Here is a 15,650-nt window from a genome sequence, read left to right as displayed (position 1 = left end):
AAGGAAAATGATGAAGCCAATAGTCTTAATAACAGGTGGTAGTCGAGGCATTGGCGCTGCAACAGCAAAAAACCTTGCTCAGCAAGGATATCGTGTTTGTATTAATTATCGTTCAAATGAAGATACTGCCAATAAGCTTGTCGCTGATATAAAAAAAGACGGTGGTGAAGCCATCGCAATACAAGCCGACGTAAGTGATGAACAAGCTGTGATAATGCTTTTCAAAATTATTGATGAAAAAGTGGGTGCACTAACGCATTTAGTCAATAATGCGGGTATTTTATTGCCGCAAATGAAAGTAACAGAGATGTCGGCACAGCGTATTAATAAAATGCTCGCGACCAATGTGACCAGTTACTTTCTCTGCGCAAAAGAAGCGATAAAACGTATGAAAGACGGTGGCGCTATTGTCAATGTATCTTCAGCCGCGGCAAGGCTAGGAGCCCCTAATGAATATGTAGATTATGCTGCATCTAAAGGTGCCATCGATACCTTTACAACGGGATTATCGTTGGAAGTGGCAAGTCTAAATATACGTGTTAACGGGGTGCGCCCTGGGTTTATTCATACCGATATGCATGCTGACGGTGGAGAGCCAAACAGAATAGAACGCGTTAAAGGCCTTATTCCTCTGCAACGAGGTGGTAAACCAGAAGAAGTTGCTAGTGCTATTGCTTTTTTGTTGTCTGAACAAGCGTCCTATATTACAGGGTCTTTTATCGAACTTGCCGGCGGTAAATAAGTTTTACAAAGCTCTATATCTATTGGCACCACTGAACGTGCTCAAGTCGTTAAACCTCACACCATTTTCTCTCATCACTTTATGCGCTGTACTCGCTAACATTTGGCGCAAATAAAAAGGTTGCTGCACGACAAAATGATGAATCGCATGTGTGCCAGCAAAATTAAAAGTAAAAAGGTTCAGTGGCCAAATAACGATCCCTTTAAATATTTGCGTTTGCTGTAATACACTCTTAACGCCACCGTAGTAATGCAAATAAGACGTCACTAGGTTTAAGCAGCCAGACCGTAAAAAATTAGGCGCGATAATAATTACCATCATAAGGTTACTTAATTCAATAAATGTCAGCAACCATTGAGGATAGACATACGCACTCGGCATGAAAAAATGGATACTGTGAAATAAAAGGAAACTATAACCGAAAATATAATAAAAAATTGTCAATGGGAAGCCCGCATTAAAAACCGTTAAAAAGCTAAAAAATTTCACCTCTTTATTCAGTTTATCTCTTTGCAAAACCAAACCGAGTAAACCATCAAACATAACGATAAAACGTACCAATAGATTCGCAATACCATTACCAACAAGTCGCTCCTCTAAATCTTGCGCTGTGCCAGAAGTCTTATGATGTTGTAAATGAATTTTTCGACGATACCATGGGTTAATCGTACTGGGACGCATTAACCAAACGACAGTCATCATAAAATTATGCATAAAGGGGTTATGGCGAAAATACAGTTTATGAATTAAGTCATGCTCTAATTCATGTGATATGGAGGCAAAAATGGCAGCCAAGATAATACAAAGCCATGCAGGAATAAAGGCATAATAATAGAGGGCTGCACTTGAAGCCATTCCACAAAATGAAACAATAAGTATGATTAATCCGATACTGTCTTGTTTATTGAGTAAGGAATATTTTTGTCGTAAACGGTCTTCTTCCGCTTTAACACTCGACACTATGTTTCTAATTTTTTGAGCGTCTGTTTGTACTTTCATTTTTAAACAACCGATGTTTATATTCAGACGATCATGATAAACCGAGTCAGTAACCGTCTTTATTTTTCATCAATACATTCATCGTATGAAGAGACAATATTTTTAAATCATATTTAAAAACACTTCATAATATGAATGCTTTATAACACGATGTACTTAATTTTCTTCAGAACCACTCTCTATGTCACTGGCGGGTAAAATAGCTTTCTTACGTAGTACAGGTAACTCACCAACATCTTGTGCAACAAAAACTCTCTTTATCACTTTTTTAGTTTGAGTGTTTTTACTTTGCTCACGCGTTTTCACTGCTGATTTTGTTTTAACAGCTACTTTAGCTTTTTTAGGTTTGATACCTTTAAACTTAGCTTTTAAACCATCAATAACATCAAAGTTAAAGGTTTGCTGTAAAAAACCTTCAACATTTTTGAAACTGATCCAGTCTTTAGGGCCAACAAATGAGATAGCATCACCTGTACTTCCCGCTCGGCCTGTACGACCAATGCGGTGAACAAATTCTTCAGTGTGTTTTGGCATATCGAAATTGAATACATGTGAGACATTCACCAAGTCTAAGCCCCGAGAAGCTAAATCAGTGGTGATCAATATTTTTTGTTGCCCCTTACTAAAACCGTCCATTATTTGATTACGCTGACCTTGATTAAGCTCGCCACTTAAGGCAACCGTACTTAATCCCTGCTCGGTGAGCAACTTTGATAGTCGGTCAGTGTCACTGCGCGTAGCAGTAAAAATAATAACTTGTTGGTAGGTTTCTGTTTTCAAAAAGTGTTCTAGTAAGTCTTGCTTATGGTCTAAGTTGTCGCATAGATAAAAGCGTTTAGTAATGTCTTTGTGCTCGGTATGTGCGGAACCTATGGCAATGCGTTTTGGTTTTTTTAATAACGCCAGTGCGAATTCATTCACTTGTGCGTGATCTAATGTCGCTGAAAACATCAATGTTTGGCGTTTTCGATGATCGGCTGCGCTATTAATTTGTTTTAATTGTTTTGAAAAGCCAAGATCTAACATTCGATCAGCTTCATCGAGAATAAGAAGCTCTAAGCCCTTTAAATAAAAATGACCTTGCGATAGGTGATCAGCTAACCTGCCTGGTGTAGCGACAATAAAATGAGGGTCTTTCTCTAGCGTTTTTACTTGATCATTAAAGTTTTCACCCCCTAATATAAGCACCGCTTTAAATTGCGAGCCTGTGGTAAATAAACGTAACTGAGTAAAAACTTGTTTTGCTAACTCGCGCGTTGGCATAAGAATCAGTACACGAGGATCACGTTTAGATAATGCCCTATTTCGAATTAAACGTTGCATAGCAGGAATGATAAACGCTAAGGTTTTTCCTGAACCTGTTTTTGACGAAGCAATTAAATCATGCCCAGCCATTGCAGCAGGAATAGCTTGCTGCTGAATTTCTGTCGGCTCTAAAAAACCTAAATGCTCAACCGTTGACATTAAACGACTGTCTAAACCAAAATCTGAAAACTGCAAACTACACTCCAAAACAAGACCAATAAAAACACCGTCATTATACCCTGCTATCAACAAGAATGGCGTATAGTATTTCTATCGGTTAGGTAAAAAAATAAAAAATCTAAAAAAGAGCCAAAATCTGTGCAACTTAACACCGTATTAAACATGTTCGTCGCGTAACCAATCAACATAACCGACAAAAAAGTGCTGCCAAAAGTCGTTGGTTTGCGAAAATTCAACCAGTTGCTTGCCAAAGGATTCTAATACCTGGAGATCAAAAATACAGTTATCGTCAGGAAGATACATTGCTGACTTTTGTTCGCATTGCTGATAAATTGCCGTTAAACACTTTTCAAAGCCATCCAAGGAAGCACTAACGAGTGTGGTTTGCCATTGATTTTCCTCTTCGGCAACTGCAGTATAAACGGCTAAGTGTTCGTCAGCAAAATCAATAAAATAGGGATCGCCTAATTCGGTATCTGTGGCAATAACAAACCATGAGCTTTGCCAATTACCAACATCACTATTAACTAAACTCGCTCCTTTTTTATCGATAGCGTAGCCAATTTGTGCTTTTTTCAGTACGGCGGTTTTAGTGATAACACTAAAACCTTGTGGACCAAAAAAAACCTCTTTATGTTCAAAAGCCTTTAATCTATTTAATAGTTCACTTTGGTTCATATTTTATCTCGCCCTTTTCAATACAATAAGGCCGTTGATAGCTAACCATCAACGACCTTATATTTTGTTAAAATAAAACTTTATATAATTAGCTATTAGCTATTCTTGCTTCAACCACTTCAATAGCATGGTCAATACGGGCAAGTACTTTATCTTTATCCAATAAAGCCAAAGTAATATCTAAAGACGGTGAATTTCCACCACCAGTAGCCGCAACACGCAATGGCATACCCACTTTACCCATACCGACTTCAAGCTCTGTGGCTGTATCGTTAATTGCGGCATGAATGAGTTCAGGTGACCATTCGCTTAAGGCGGCAAGTTTAGCTTTCACGAGAATAAGTGGCTCTTTAACAACAGGGCGTAAATGCTTTTTAACAGCAGAAGCGTCTAGTTCGCTAAAGTCTTCATAAAAGTAGCGAGATATTTGCGCCATTTCTTTAAGCGTTTTAACACGGTCAGCTTGAATTTTAACGATTTCTTCAAGCGTAGGGCCGTTCTCAGTATTAATACCTTGATCATTCATGTGCCAAGCTAAGTGTTTTGCAACATCGCTTGGGTCCATGGTTTTCATGTAATGCTGATTTACCCAAATTAATTTATCGGTATTAAAACCAGAAGCTGCACGGTTACAATCTTTTAAATCAAATAATTCGATCATTTCTTCACGAGAAAAGATTTCTTTATCGCCATGAGACCAACCTAAACGTACTAAATAGTTCAGTAACGCTTCTGGTAAATAACCGTCATCACGATATTGCATAACACCAACAGCACCATGACGTTTAGATAAACGTTTACCGTCATCACCTAAGATCATCGGGATGTGGGCATACTCAGGGAGTGTTGCCCCTAAGGCGAGTAAAATATTAATTTGTTTTGGCGTATTACTAATATGGTCGTCGCCGCGAACAACATGCGTTATCTTCATATCCCAATCATCAACAACAACGGTTAAGTTATAAGTCGGTGTACCGTCGCTGCGCGCAAGAATTAAATCATCGAGCTCTTCGTTAGCAATAGTAATATCGCCTTTAACCATATCTTTGATAACAACTTCGCCATCAAGTGGGTTTTTAAAGCGAATAACATAAGGCTTGTCTGCAGGATAGTCAGTGCGGTCACGCCACATGCCGTTATACTTTTCTTTTGCGCCTGTTTCACGTGCTTGTTCACGCATTGCTTCAACTTCTTCACTGGTACTGTAACAACGATAAGCATTGCCAGATTCGAGTAATTGGTTAATAACTTCTTTATAGCGGTCAAAGCGTTGAGTTTGGAAATATGGGCCGTGTGTCCATTCAAGATTTAACCAGTTCATACCGTCCATAATTGCATCGACAGATGCTTGGCTTGAACGTTCTAAATCAGTGTCTTCTATACGTAAGACGAAATCACCGCCATTTTTCTTGGCATATAACCAACTATAAAGGGCAGTACGTGCCCCACCAACGTGTAAGTAACCGGTAGGACTTGGCGCAAATCGAGTTGTTAAGCTCATAAAAATCTCACTATAAATTTTAAAACTCAAAAGAAAACTCTTTAAAGTCTATAATTGGTACGATAAAAACTGCTGATATTTTATCAGGCATAGCTAAGGAAAACATCATTTGGAATAAGAAACAAAGAAAAGAAATAAATAAAAGAGGATAAAACAATCAAGGTGTTGTATTTTACAGCAAGTAAATTAAATATATGAAAAAAATTGAAAAAAAAGCAGAAAAACCTTTCTTTTAGGTTGACAGCTTTTTTCATCTCCCTATAATACGCCCCACTGAAACGCAGACAGTCTTTAATTAATTAGGCAGTTAACGATTCAGAGAATTAAGATTGGGCGATTAGCTCAGTTGGGAGAGCACCGCCCTTACAAGGCGGGGGTCACTGGTTCAAGCCCAGTATCGCCCACCAATCTTAATTTTGATACAAAAGTAATTATGGGCGATTAGCTCAGTTGGGAGAGCACCGCCCTTACAAGGCGGGGGTCACTGGTTCAAGCCCAGTATCGCCCACCATAATTACTTACCTATAGATATAAATCTATATGGACGATTAGCTCAGTTGGGAGAGCACCGCCCTTACAAGGCGGGGGTCACTGGTTCAAGCCCAGTATCGTCCACCATCTTTATTTGATTCAAATCCTGCATTAAAATAATAATATACATACCTTCGAATTGTTAATCCTTCAGCTAAATATAATTTAAAATTTCCTATAACATCATTTTTTATTAAGTTTTCTAAAGCAATAACTGCAAATATCCCCTAGTTTTACTTCACACCTCAACAATAGAATAACTAATTTTTTTTATTATCGACAATTTGTATTTAAAAACGCTTTTGTTACTTGAAGAAGCTTTACACGGTTGTTATTAAAACTATGGTCGTCTTTGATTAAGGTATAATTTACATTATTATCTTTCACTTTGCGCATTGCGTTAACAAGCGTATTTATTTCGGTAATAGGAATAACATCACTGTCTGCAGGAATAAATAAGATTGGACGAACGCCAATTTCATCAGCTCTAGATAATAAATTTAATTGCTCCCCCCTCTCTGCTAACTCTCTAAAGAATACTTCACCAGACCAGCCACGCAGCATAAACAAGGAATCGGCATACGAAGTCCAGAAATTCTGAGTTTTTACATCATCGCTTTTGAATGTCACACCAATATTGGCTCCATCGTAAACAACACCACAGGTCACTTCAGGGTTATCAAACAAACCTGAAACAGCCATGTGTCCGCCCATACTGTGCCCAACATAAGATATTTTCTTTGTATTTACTTTGAATTTTTCAGCATTAATCGGGGTTTGAAAGAATTGGGTTACCGCCGTTACATCTTGCTCCGAACCTGTAAATGAAAAGTTTCCCTCGGCTCCCCAAGCCCCCCTATAGTGGAAAAAGATCACATTCCAACCCGTGTCACGCATTCCTTGTGCGATATCCAAGTTTTTTTCATTTCCAGGATAACCATGCAACAATATAATGGTAGGATGAGGCCCTTTGCCCTGCGCACCATAATAAATAACGGGTAAACGTTTACCATGAGATAACACGGTAATTTCGGCAGAGTGCTTCGGGTAAACCTCTCCTTGCGACAGATCAAGCTTGGCGTGAACGCTAAAAGAAAAACTCAACAGTAGACTGACTAAAATATACCGATAACTCATAGTAATTTCCATGAACAAGACTCCAAACAATAAAATACAAAAGATGGCACGCGATAGATAAAACTATATATAAGTAATAGCTTTAGCGCAAAGCTAACTTTTAAGCAGTAAAAGCTTTTATACAAACAGCAGTAAGTAGCCGTTCGCTTGTTTAATTTTAAAGTCCTCAAAGGTTTATATGAATTTTAGTCATGAAGCACTTTTATTTACGAGCCGTGGGGCTTGTGGTTATGGTGAGATGACAACTGGTGGCTAATAAAATCGTATTTTAAGAATGAATTTGTGCTCTATTTTTTCTGGTTTTGCAAGATTCGTTACGCTAGAGTGCACAGACTAACAAGGAGTTAATGTGATTGAAGTCAAAAACTTGTGTTTTAGCCGTAGTGATGGCGAGAACAAAGAGAACATTTTAAACCAGCTTAATTTATCAGTACCTGCAGCGCAACACCTAGCTTTACTCGGTGATAGTGGCTCGGGTAAAACTACTTTGCTGCATGTTTTAGCAGGACTACTGCAAGCCGATAGCGGTTTGGTTAGTGTTAATGATCAAGAGCTATCTTTGCTTGATGAAACACAACTCACACTTTATCGTCGTAAAATTGGACTAATATTCCAACATTACCAATTACTTGATTGCTTAACCGTCAAACAAAATATTTTATTTCAACACAAACTAAACTTTCCAAAACAAGATGCTAATGAATTTGACCATCTTGTCACTGAATTAGGTCTACAAGACAAGCTCGATGCATTACCTCACCAGTTATCGGGTGGCGAACAACAAAGAGTTGGCATCGCAAGAGCCTTACTTAATAAGCCTCAGATAATTTTTGCCGATGAACCCACCGGTAACTTAGACAGAAAGCGCTCACACCAAGTTGTTAAGCTACTTACCGAATTGTGTAGTGCGCGAAAAATCAATCTAGTGATGGTGACGCATAGCCACCAATTAACCGATTATTTTGATCACGTAAAAGTGCTGAGAGACGGTCGTTTTGACTAATGAAATCAAGCTGATCCTAGCCACCCATTTAGCGTTTTATCGAAGACATCCTTGGTTAATGGCGTTATTCTTTTTAGGGTTTAGTTTAGGTAGTGCACTCTTAACTGCAATTTCGGGTCTTAATCAAGAAGCTAATACCCGCTATAAAAATTCGTCAGCGTTAATCAATAACCCCGTTACGCACTTAATTAAACCATTAACAGGAAAGTACTATATTGATGGCAACTTATGGCTTACTTTACGACAACATGGCTTTATCAATACACAACCTGTTTTACGTGGTCGATTAAAAACCAATAATGGGCAAACACTTGCCATTCAAGGTGTGGATACTTTGTTGTGGTTAAACCGAAAGCAATACCAACAGAGCGATGCAAGTGCAGATAAAACACCTCAGCGCTTTTCCCTTTCTACTTTATTAGTTGACTCGCAATTTACCGAGCGCCTATTCAAAAAAGCGGATAACCCAGTAAGTTTTTCGCTGCAAAATGACCAACAGCAACCTGAAGTTGTATTAGCTGACGATATAGGACTTTGGGCGATTACCGACATTGCCAATGCTGACTATTTATTAGAGGCTAAAGGGCAGCTCAGTTTTATTGAGCTCTCACATGTTACCGAGCAGCAGTTAACAAAAATAGAACAGCTAATTGCGGGGCAAGCACAGCTGATTGAGGCAAAGCAACAATCGTTTGATGTTTTATCTAAAGCCTTTTTTTTTAATCTCACAGCACTTGCTATGCTTGGTTATATTGTTGCCGCATTTTTGAGTTTTAACGCGATAAAACTGACGCTAACCGCACGACAAAAATTACTCGAACAAATGCAGTTATTAGGCTGTATTAAACTAAGCATTCAACTGAGTCTTGTTATTGAGCTTATTATTGTCAGTATTTGTACAGCGTTATTAGGGACATTAGGTGGCTACGTAATTGCCAATGCATTAGTGCTTGATGTTAATAGGACCTTGGTTGGCTTATATCAACTCGATAAAGCGCTTGTTATCAATTGGCAATGGTCTAATGTTTTATTGGGTTTTATCCTTAACATTTCTGCTTTAGCGGTAATATTGCTAGCACAAGCCAAGCAAGTTGCCCAAAAAAGTCAACTGATGTTCTACACTTTGTTGGTCAGTACATTAGTCGCCGTCGCTGGGTTACTCTATTATGCGACTAACGAGTACCAAGCATTACTGTTATGTTTTGCCCTGTTAATGTTATTTATTTTGATAGTGCCCAAAGCGCTATCTGGTTTGGTTTCATTACCTTTCGTAATTTCAAATCCATTAACGCAATGGCTTCATGCCGATACACGTCATCATGTAAAAGACCTCCATATTGCTATTATTGCAATTTTAGTCGCCCTTGGTAGTGCTATCGGAATGCAAATAATGGTGAAAAGTTTTAGTCATACCTTAAATGCCCATCTTGAAAAACAATTGAGTGCAGATATATATTTGCGATCAGATAAACTCGATAACAGCTTAAGGCAAACACTCAGTAACTTGCCTGAAGTTGAGAAGTTAAGTGTTTATGTAGAAAGCGATGGTTCTGTAAATAATATTCCTACAAACCTTGCAAGCTTTGGTGGAACCTCAGCGCATTATCAACATATTTCTCTAACCTCTGGATTAGCTATTAGTGAGGATAATTTCACAAACAAAGGCTGTTTGGCTAATGAGCAAAGCAAAATTAAATTTGGTTTTTCGCTAAATGATATTGCGGTGTTTGACCAAAACTCAAACACATATACTTGTCGTATAACGGGATTTTTTTATGATTATGGTAATCCCAGAATTTTGCTACTTACATTAGAGGAGCGGCAAAAAACGTCAAGGCTAAATCGAGATTTTTTTGGTTATTCAATTCGACTAAAAAACAGTACCTCCGTTGCTATCTTTAGTGAGCGCTTAATCAACGAATTTCAACAAGACAGTACAAAAATTTTACCTAATAAAAGGTTTAAAGAAATAGCCAATGCTTTGTTTGAAGATACTTTTGTAGTCACCAAAGCACTGAATGGTTTTATTCTCGCCATTGCATTGTTAAGTTTGTGTACCAGCCTATTAAGTTTAAGTGTTAATCAATTAAAACAATTAACCATATTACGTAATCTCGGCGTAACCCAGCAGCAATTATTATTCATGAAACTACTACAAACAATAGGCGTGGTGTTGTTTACTGCATTATTTGCTATTCCGCTTGGCTTTGCATTGGGCTTTGCGTTATTGAAATTTGTCATGCCAATTGCCTTTGGCTGGACTATTCACTTTAGTTTAGATTTAAGTAGTTTATTAGTAACCTGTTTAACGCTAGTGGGTGTCTCTGTTTTATGTGCGTATTTACCGATTCGAAAATTAACAAACCTAGCTAACAAGGGGGAATGATCGCGTGATAGAAAAACGAATTTTGAAAGGGTTATCACTTACACCGTTTGTTGTTGTGCTATTAATTTTTGTGCTGTGTGCGTGTCAGCCGACCGAACAAAAAAACACATCATCTACCTTGCAAGTGGCTATTGGTAAACCCGTTATACAAGGCACTGCACTAAAATTTCCAGCTGACCATGGTATTCATGCTGAACAAGGTATTGAGTGGTGGTATGTAACAGCCAATTTAAAAAGTGACACGGGCGAAACTTTTGGAGTTCAATGGACATTATTTCGCACATTAATGCCAAGTAATGTTGAATCAAAGTGGTGGGATAACAATCTTTATTTTGCCCATTTTGCAATGCAACACGAACAAGATCATGTTGCGTTTGAGCGATTTTCACGAGCGAGCCAAGCTAAGGTTATTAGCTCGCCATTTTCTGCCAGCATTGATGATTGGCAATTAAGCAGTACGAATTCTGAGTTTTTGCCACTCAAGCTAATAGCAACACATGAAGATTACAATATTGCATTAACATTAAGCGACAGCCCAATAACATTGCACGGTAATAAGGGTTATAGTCAAAAAACACAAAGTGGCCATGCTTCTTATTACTTTAGTTATCCCTTTTTAAAGGTAAAAGGCCGTCTAGTTTTTGCGGGAAAAACCTATAATGTTTCCGGTAATGCATGGTATGACCGAGAATGGTCAGCGAGTCTACTCGACAAAAATCAACTGGGTTGGGACTGGTTCAGTCTCGTCGACGTTCAATCAGATACTCAATCAGACAAACAAGGGCTAATGCTTTTTTGCATTCGAGGTAATGATAATAATTATGATTATTGTAGCGGTACTCAGATAGCCCCTAATGGTGAAGCAACACAACTTTCAAAAGAAGACATTTCACTGTCTGTTATTGAAACTGTGACATTGAATAACCACGATTATCCAAGCAAATGGCAGGTTGAATTGACCAATAACCCCACCATTATTATTGAAAGCATTACCAAAGATTCTCGTAATCAATTAACGATTCCCTATTGGGAAGGTCGAATAAAAGCAACAGGTGGCTTTAATGGAATTGGCTATGCAGAAATAACAGGAGACTAATTAAGCAAGACTAAATTACCGCCATCGTTGTGAAGCCCCTGCAACAAACCAATATGAGTCGGTACAATTTAACGTGCTAATCGCTTTACTGTTTATGTAAAGCGCCATTAATAAAATGACATTAAATAATATATGCCTTATCCATGTAACTATTCTTTATGTTATAATTATTGTTACTAAACTTACTATTATTTGGCTAAATTTTCATGTCTGAACACCCTATTATTAATATCTCGATTGAACCTATCGAGCTTTGTAAATTACTAAAAATTGCCAATATGGTTGGCGGTGGCGGTGAAGCAAAAGTTGTGATCAGTGAAGGTTATGTTCTCGTTAATAATGAAGTGGAATTTCAAAAACGCAAAAAAATTCGCCATGGTGATACGATTGAATTTGATGGCGAAATCTTTGAAGTCGCCTATAATCCAAAACTAAAGTCCTCAGGCCCTGCTAAACCTGTTGCTGGTGTTAATAACAACGCCGTTAAGAAGAGCAAAGCTAAAGTATCGGTTAATTCAATAGAGCAATCTATTGACCCCTCACCTTTACCAGCGAAAAGAAGACCTATTTCATTTTAAAAATCAGCGACGTTAACACCCTCTTCTTAACGTTCGCCTTTATGGTGTGGGGAATTATCATCCCCTCGCGATACCTTTCCTAAAGCAATATTTATTCATTGTGCTCCATCAATCGATGCTCAGCATTATTTTTTGAAAAAGGTAATAAGGAAATGCCAAAATAAAACCAAAAGACTCATTTCGCCCTCTTCGTAGCTATTATGGCGAATGAAATCACGCCAAGTTTTATTCACCTCACTCTATATTTTTCTTTTGCCTATCGCCCAGCCCTGCTAGAATAACCGATAATTATTTACTCGATATTTTACGGAACCTTTAGTCAATGCGTACTACTCAATACCTACTTTCAACCTTGAAAGAAACGCCAGCGAGCGCCGAAGTTATAAGCCATCAATTAATGTTACGTGCTGGACTTGTTCGAAATGTTGCTTCAGGTTTATATACTTGGTTACCGACTGGACTTAAAGTATTAAGAAAAGTTGAAAATATCGTTCGTGAAGAAATGGAACGAGCGGGTGCAATTGAAGTGCTAATGCCGATGGTTCAACCTGCAGATTTATGGGAAGAATCTGGTCGTTTAAACGATTATGGCCCTGAATTACTCCGTATAAATGACCGTCATAATCGTGCTTTTGTTTTAGGCCCAACTCACGAAGAAGTTATCACGAAACTCATCGCTAATGAAATAAATAGCTATAAACAATTACCGCTTAACGTTTTTCAAATTCAAAATAAATTCCGTGACGAAATACGCCCTCGTTTCGGTGTGATGCGTGGTCGTGAATTTTTGATGAAAGATGCTTACTCATTCCACTTAGGTGAAGAATGTTTAAAGAAAACCTATCAGAAAATGTTTGACGCTTATTGTCGTATATTTGATCGCTTAGGTTTAGATTATCGTCCCGTTATTGCAGACACAGGCTCAATCGGCGGCGAAGCGTCACATGAATTTCATGTACTAGCAGACTCTGGCGAAGATGATATCGCTTTTAGTGACAATAGCGATTTTGCTGCCAACGTTGAAAAAGCAGAAGCCTTAGCACCAAAAGGTGAACGAGCAGAGCCAGCTCAAGATATTAGTACGGTGGAATTAAAGCTTGAACGTTTAATAAAAACCTCAGACATAGATTTAAAAACGACCGTTAAAACGCTCTTAGTGCTGGGTTCTACTGTTGAAGGTGAACCAGAAAAAATTATTGCACTAGTACTGCGTGGAGATCATCAGCTAAATGAAGTTAAAGTTGAAAACTTAGCAGGTGTAGCCTCACCTCTAACATTTACAACTGATGAACAAGTGTCTGCCGTTGCTAATTGCCATATCACCTCACTAGGGCCTAAAGGCTTAACTGTTGACATTATTGTCGATCGTAGTGCCGCTCATCTAAGCGACTTTGTGTGTGGCGCTAACGTAAATGGTCAATCTTATACTGGCGTTAACTGGCAACGAGATTGTGGTGAAATTAATATTCAAGATATCCGTAATATTGTAGAAGGCGATCCAAGCCCATGTGGTAGTGGTAACATTGTTATTAAACGGGGTATTGAAGTCGGTCATATTTTCCAGCTTGGTGATAAATATGCCCAAGCTATGAACTGTGGTGTTTTAACGGAGAATGGTAAAAATCAAACGTTAACTATGGGCTGTTACGGCATAGGCGTTTCACGTATTGTTGCTGCGGCTATCGAACAAAATCACGATGAAAATGGCATTAAATGGCCTGCTGCTATCGCTCCATTTCAAGTAGCTATTGTGCCAATGAACATGGCAAAGTCTGCGCGTGTTAAAGAAACGGCTGAAGCCTTATACGAACAGTTACAACAAGCGGGTATTGAAGTTATATTTGACGACCGCAAAGAACGTCCAGGTGTTATGTTTGCCGACCATGAATTAATTGGTACACCAATATTATTAATTGTCGGTGAACGTAATCTTGATGAACAAAGCGTTGAAGTCAAAAACCGTATTACCGGTGATAAATCGTTAATGGCAATCAGTGATGTAATGTCTTTATTTAGCTAAACATCATCAGGCCTTAGTTCGATGTGTAAGAATGCACTCATATTTTCAAAGACATAATGCCTGAGAAAGACTACCCTGAACATAAAACGCGACCTTAGGTCGCGTTTTTTATTGCCTGAAATAAGTATTGTTAATCTCGATAAACGGCTATTTTACGTAAACGCTCATCAATATTGTGCAGCATAGTTTGGTAAACTAACGAATCTATGTCGTAATAATATTGTTCAAATTTTTGCTGAGAAATACCTTCTGGTAATCCGGTCAATTCAGGTAATAGTAAATCTTCATCAATGATATCAGCTAAGTGCTCTTGTACTTTTAATGCGCTTTCATCAGAGTCTGTCGCAAGCATTGCCAAGCGAGTGCCTGCTCGGTCAGCCATCAAGTCGGCAAAACTAAAACCACTTCCGCCACTGTTGGAATCTAAAAATTCTTTTAATTCACCAATAGCATTACTTGCGGTACTTGTTCCAAATAACTGTAAAGCAACAGAGTAAATAAAGTGTTTTTGAATATCGACTCGTTCTCGCAACATCACCCTTGAGCGACGTTTAGTTCGTTGTTGAAATTGCTTAGTTGACAGTTTAGAGATATCTCCAACAAGTAACTCAAACTTATCTGTGCCAAAATAAAGAACTAAGGCCATTAAAGCAGCTCGGTTTTCCTTAGCTGGCGAATCAGTTATTTCGGCTAAATTACGTTGTTTTACTAAACCAAAAGTAAAACCAATATATTCTGCCAACGAAAACTTCATCGTGCCTGATTGCTCTATCGTATCAACGAGGCTTTGATGATAAAAGCGAATGACTTCAACATCACCATATAAAGCAAGTTTATCGCGTAACGCAAAGAGACTATCTTTATGACTTAATGGTTTATCTTGCAAGTTTTCAGAAAGTACAATCCCCATAGAGATTTGATTTGAAGTAATATCAACACTTTTAATCATGCTTAATAAAGCCGTACCAAACTCTTTTTTAACATATGAATTAGTTAACCATTCAGCCAATTTAACTAACCCATTCCCTGGTAGAGGGAGACCTCCAATATAAACGGTGCCTAAATCAATACCTTCTTTTGAAGAAACAAGCATCAGCTCAACATTTAGGTACCTAATAAATTTAGGTAATGGTAACGCCAAAGAAAAACTAATCAGGGCACTGTCTTGAAACAGAATAATATCAGAAGTTAATTGAGGAATTGCCCTATGGCCAAAAGCACTCAGTCCATGAAGTTCAGCTTGAGTGGCCTGCAAACGTATCGGTTGTTGATCACTTTTCAATGACTGTATTAAGCGTTGTGCTATACGTTGATTTTCTGCGGCAGAATTAGCATCAATTTGATGAATACGCTGCAAGCTTGGAGATGATTGCAACGCTATAAAAATAACAATAGTAACGACGCAAAACAATAAAACGAACAAGCATAAAATTCTTTTTAACCAAACCTTCAAAAGTAAACCTCAATTAACCCAATATTATTGAGCTATATTCT

At 38.1% G+C, this 15,650-nt stretch carries 12 protein-coding genes and 3 tRNA genes; 9 read left to right on the top strand and 6 right to left on the bottom strand.

The window, feature by feature from the left end:
- Positions 1 to 10: 10 nt before the first annotated feature.
- Complete coding sequence (locus H4J39_RS18215; protein WP_182229748.1) at positions 11 to 742, top strand: SDR family oxidoreductase; 732 nt, start codon at positions 11 to 13, stop codon at positions 740 to 742.
- Positions 743 to 745: 3 nt separating this feature from the next.
- On the opposite strand, the gene H4J39_RS18210 is transcribed toward H4J39_RS18215, so the two are convergent.
- The 4 genes from H4J39_RS18210 to gltX all read right to left on the bottom strand — a co-directional run bounded on the left by H4J39_RS18210 (position 746) and on the right by gltX (position 5,405).
- Positions 746 to 1,741, bottom strand: a complete 996-nt coding sequence (locus H4J39_RS18210) for a fatty acid desaturase (RefSeq protein WP_182229747.1) — start codon at positions 1,739 to 1,741, stop codon at positions 746 to 748.
- A gap of 156 nt (positions 1,742 to 1,897) precedes the next feature.
- The gene (locus tag H4J39_RS18205; protein WP_182229746.1) at positions 1,898 to 3,241 is read right to left on the bottom strand and encodes a DEAD/DEAH box helicase; all 1,344 of its coding nucleotides are present in this window, start codon (positions 3,239 to 3,241) and stop codon (positions 1,898 to 1,900) included.
- Positions 3,242 to 3,382: 141 nt separating this feature from the next.
- Positions 3,383 to 3,904: a hypothetical protein gene (locus H4J39_RS18200; RefSeq protein WP_182229745.1), complete on the bottom strand. Its 522-nt coding sequence runs from the start codon at positions 3,902 to 3,904 to the stop codon at positions 3,383 to 3,385.
- Positions 3,905 to 3,992: 88 nt separating this feature from the next.
- Positions 3,993 to 5,405: a glutamate--tRNA ligase gene (gene gltX / locus H4J39_RS18195; RefSeq protein ID WP_182229744.1), complete on the bottom strand. Its 1,413-nt coding sequence runs from the start codon at positions 5,403 to 5,405 to the stop codon at positions 3,993 to 3,995.
- 331 nt (positions 5,406 to 5,736) lie between these two features.
- Here gltX and H4J39_RS18190 point away from each other — a divergent pair.
- From H4J39_RS18190 to H4J39_RS18180, 3 genes are all read left to right on the top strand, one after another.
- Positions 5,737 to 5,812, top strand: a tRNA-Val gene (locus H4J39_RS18190).
- A 28-nt stretch (positions 5,813 to 5,840) separates the two neighbouring features.
- Positions 5,841 to 5,916: transfer RNA gene (locus tag H4J39_RS18185), tRNA-Val, on the top strand.
- 31 nt (positions 5,917 to 5,947) lie between these two features.
- Positions 5,948 to 6,023: transfer RNA gene (locus H4J39_RS18180), tRNA-Val, on the top strand.
- Positions 6,024 to 6,209: 186 nt separating this feature from the next.
- Here the strand turns inward: H4J39_RS18180 and H4J39_RS18175 are convergent.
- On the bottom strand, positions 6,210 to 7,073 hold the full coding sequence (locus H4J39_RS18175; protein WP_182229743.1) for a S9 family peptidase: 864 nt from the start codon (positions 7,071 to 7,073) through the stop codon (positions 6,210 to 6,212).
- A 349-nt stretch (positions 7,074 to 7,422) separates the two neighbouring features.
- Between H4J39_RS18175 and H4J39_RS18170 the strand changes: the two genes are divergently transcribed.
- From H4J39_RS18170 to H4J39_RS18150, 5 genes are all read left to right on the top strand, one after another.
- Complete coding sequence (locus H4J39_RS18170; protein WP_182229742.1) at positions 7,423 to 8,076, top strand: ABC transporter ATP-binding protein; 654 nt, start codon at positions 7,423 to 7,425, stop codon at positions 8,074 to 8,076.
- Positions 8,069 to 10,462: an ABC transporter permease gene (locus tag H4J39_RS18165; RefSeq protein ID WP_182229741.1), complete on the top strand. Its 2,394-nt coding sequence runs from the start codon at positions 8,069 to 8,071 to the stop codon at positions 10,460 to 10,462. The genes H4J39_RS18170 and H4J39_RS18165 overlap by 8 nt, the downstream gene beginning before the upstream one ends.
- Before the next feature lie 4 nt (positions 10,463 to 10,466).
- The gene (locus H4J39_RS18160) at positions 10,467 to 11,558 is read left to right on the top strand and encodes a lipocalin-like domain-containing protein (protein ID WP_310649773.1); all 1,092 of its coding nucleotides are present in this window, start codon (positions 10,467 to 10,469) and stop codon (positions 11,556 to 11,558) included.
- 206 nt (positions 11,559 to 11,764) lie between these two features.
- A complete protein-coding gene (locus tag H4J39_RS18155) occupies positions 11,765 to 12,136 on the top strand; it encodes an RNA-binding S4 domain-containing protein (RefSeq protein WP_182229740.1) in 372 nt (123 codons plus the stop codon).
- Positions 12,137 to 12,458: 322 nt separating this feature from the next.
- Positions 12,459 to 14,156, top strand: a complete 1,698-nt coding sequence (locus H4J39_RS18150) for a proline--tRNA ligase (RefSeq protein WP_182229739.1) — start codon at positions 12,459 to 12,461, stop codon at positions 14,154 to 14,156.
- 130 nt (positions 14,157 to 14,286) lie between these two features.
- On the opposite strand, the gene H4J39_RS18145 is transcribed toward H4J39_RS18150, so the two are convergent.
- Positions 14,287 to 15,609: a hypothetical protein gene (locus H4J39_RS18145; RefSeq protein WP_182229738.1), complete on the bottom strand. Its 1,323-nt coding sequence runs from the start codon at positions 15,607 to 15,609 to the stop codon at positions 14,287 to 14,289.
- Positions 15,610 to 15,650 lie beyond the last annotated feature (41 nt).

Source organism: Colwellia sp. Bg11-12 (assembly GCF_014076955.1).
Classification (GTDB): Bacteria; Pseudomonadota; Gammaproteobacteria; order Enterobacterales; family Alteromonadaceae; genus Colwellia_A.
Note: the sequence above shows the minus strand (reverse complement) of the source record. Positions and strands in the feature narration are given on the sequence as shown.

Excerpts from the sequence above, each read along its gene's own strand:
- gltX (WP_182229744.1), bottom strand. The coding sequence starts at position 5,405 with ATGAGCTTAACAACTCGATTTGCGCCAAGTCCTACCGGTTACTTACAC.
- H4J39_RS18175 (WP_182229743.1), bottom strand. The coding sequence starts at position 7,073 with ATGAGTTATCGGTATATTTTAGTCAGTCTACTGTTGAGTTTTTCTTTT.
- H4J39_RS18210 (WP_182229747.1), bottom strand. The coding sequence starts at position 1,741 with ATGAAAGTACAAACAGACGCTCAAAAAATTAGAAACATAGTGTCGAGT.
- H4J39_RS18150 (WP_182229739.1), top strand. The coding sequence starts at position 12,459 with ATGCGTACTACTCAATACCTACTTTCAACCTTGAAAGAAACGCCAGCG.
- H4J39_RS18200 (WP_182229745.1), bottom strand. The coding sequence starts at position 3,904 with ATGAACCAAAGTGAACTATTAAATAGATTAAAGGCTTTTGAACATAAA.
- H4J39_RS18215 (WP_182229748.1), top strand. The coding sequence starts at position 11 with ATGAAGCCAATAGTCTTAATAACAGGTGGTAGTCGAGGCATTGGCGCT.
- H4J39_RS18155 (WP_182229740.1), top strand. The coding sequence starts at position 11,765 with ATGTCTGAACACCCTATTATTAATATCTCGATTGAACCTATCGAGCTT.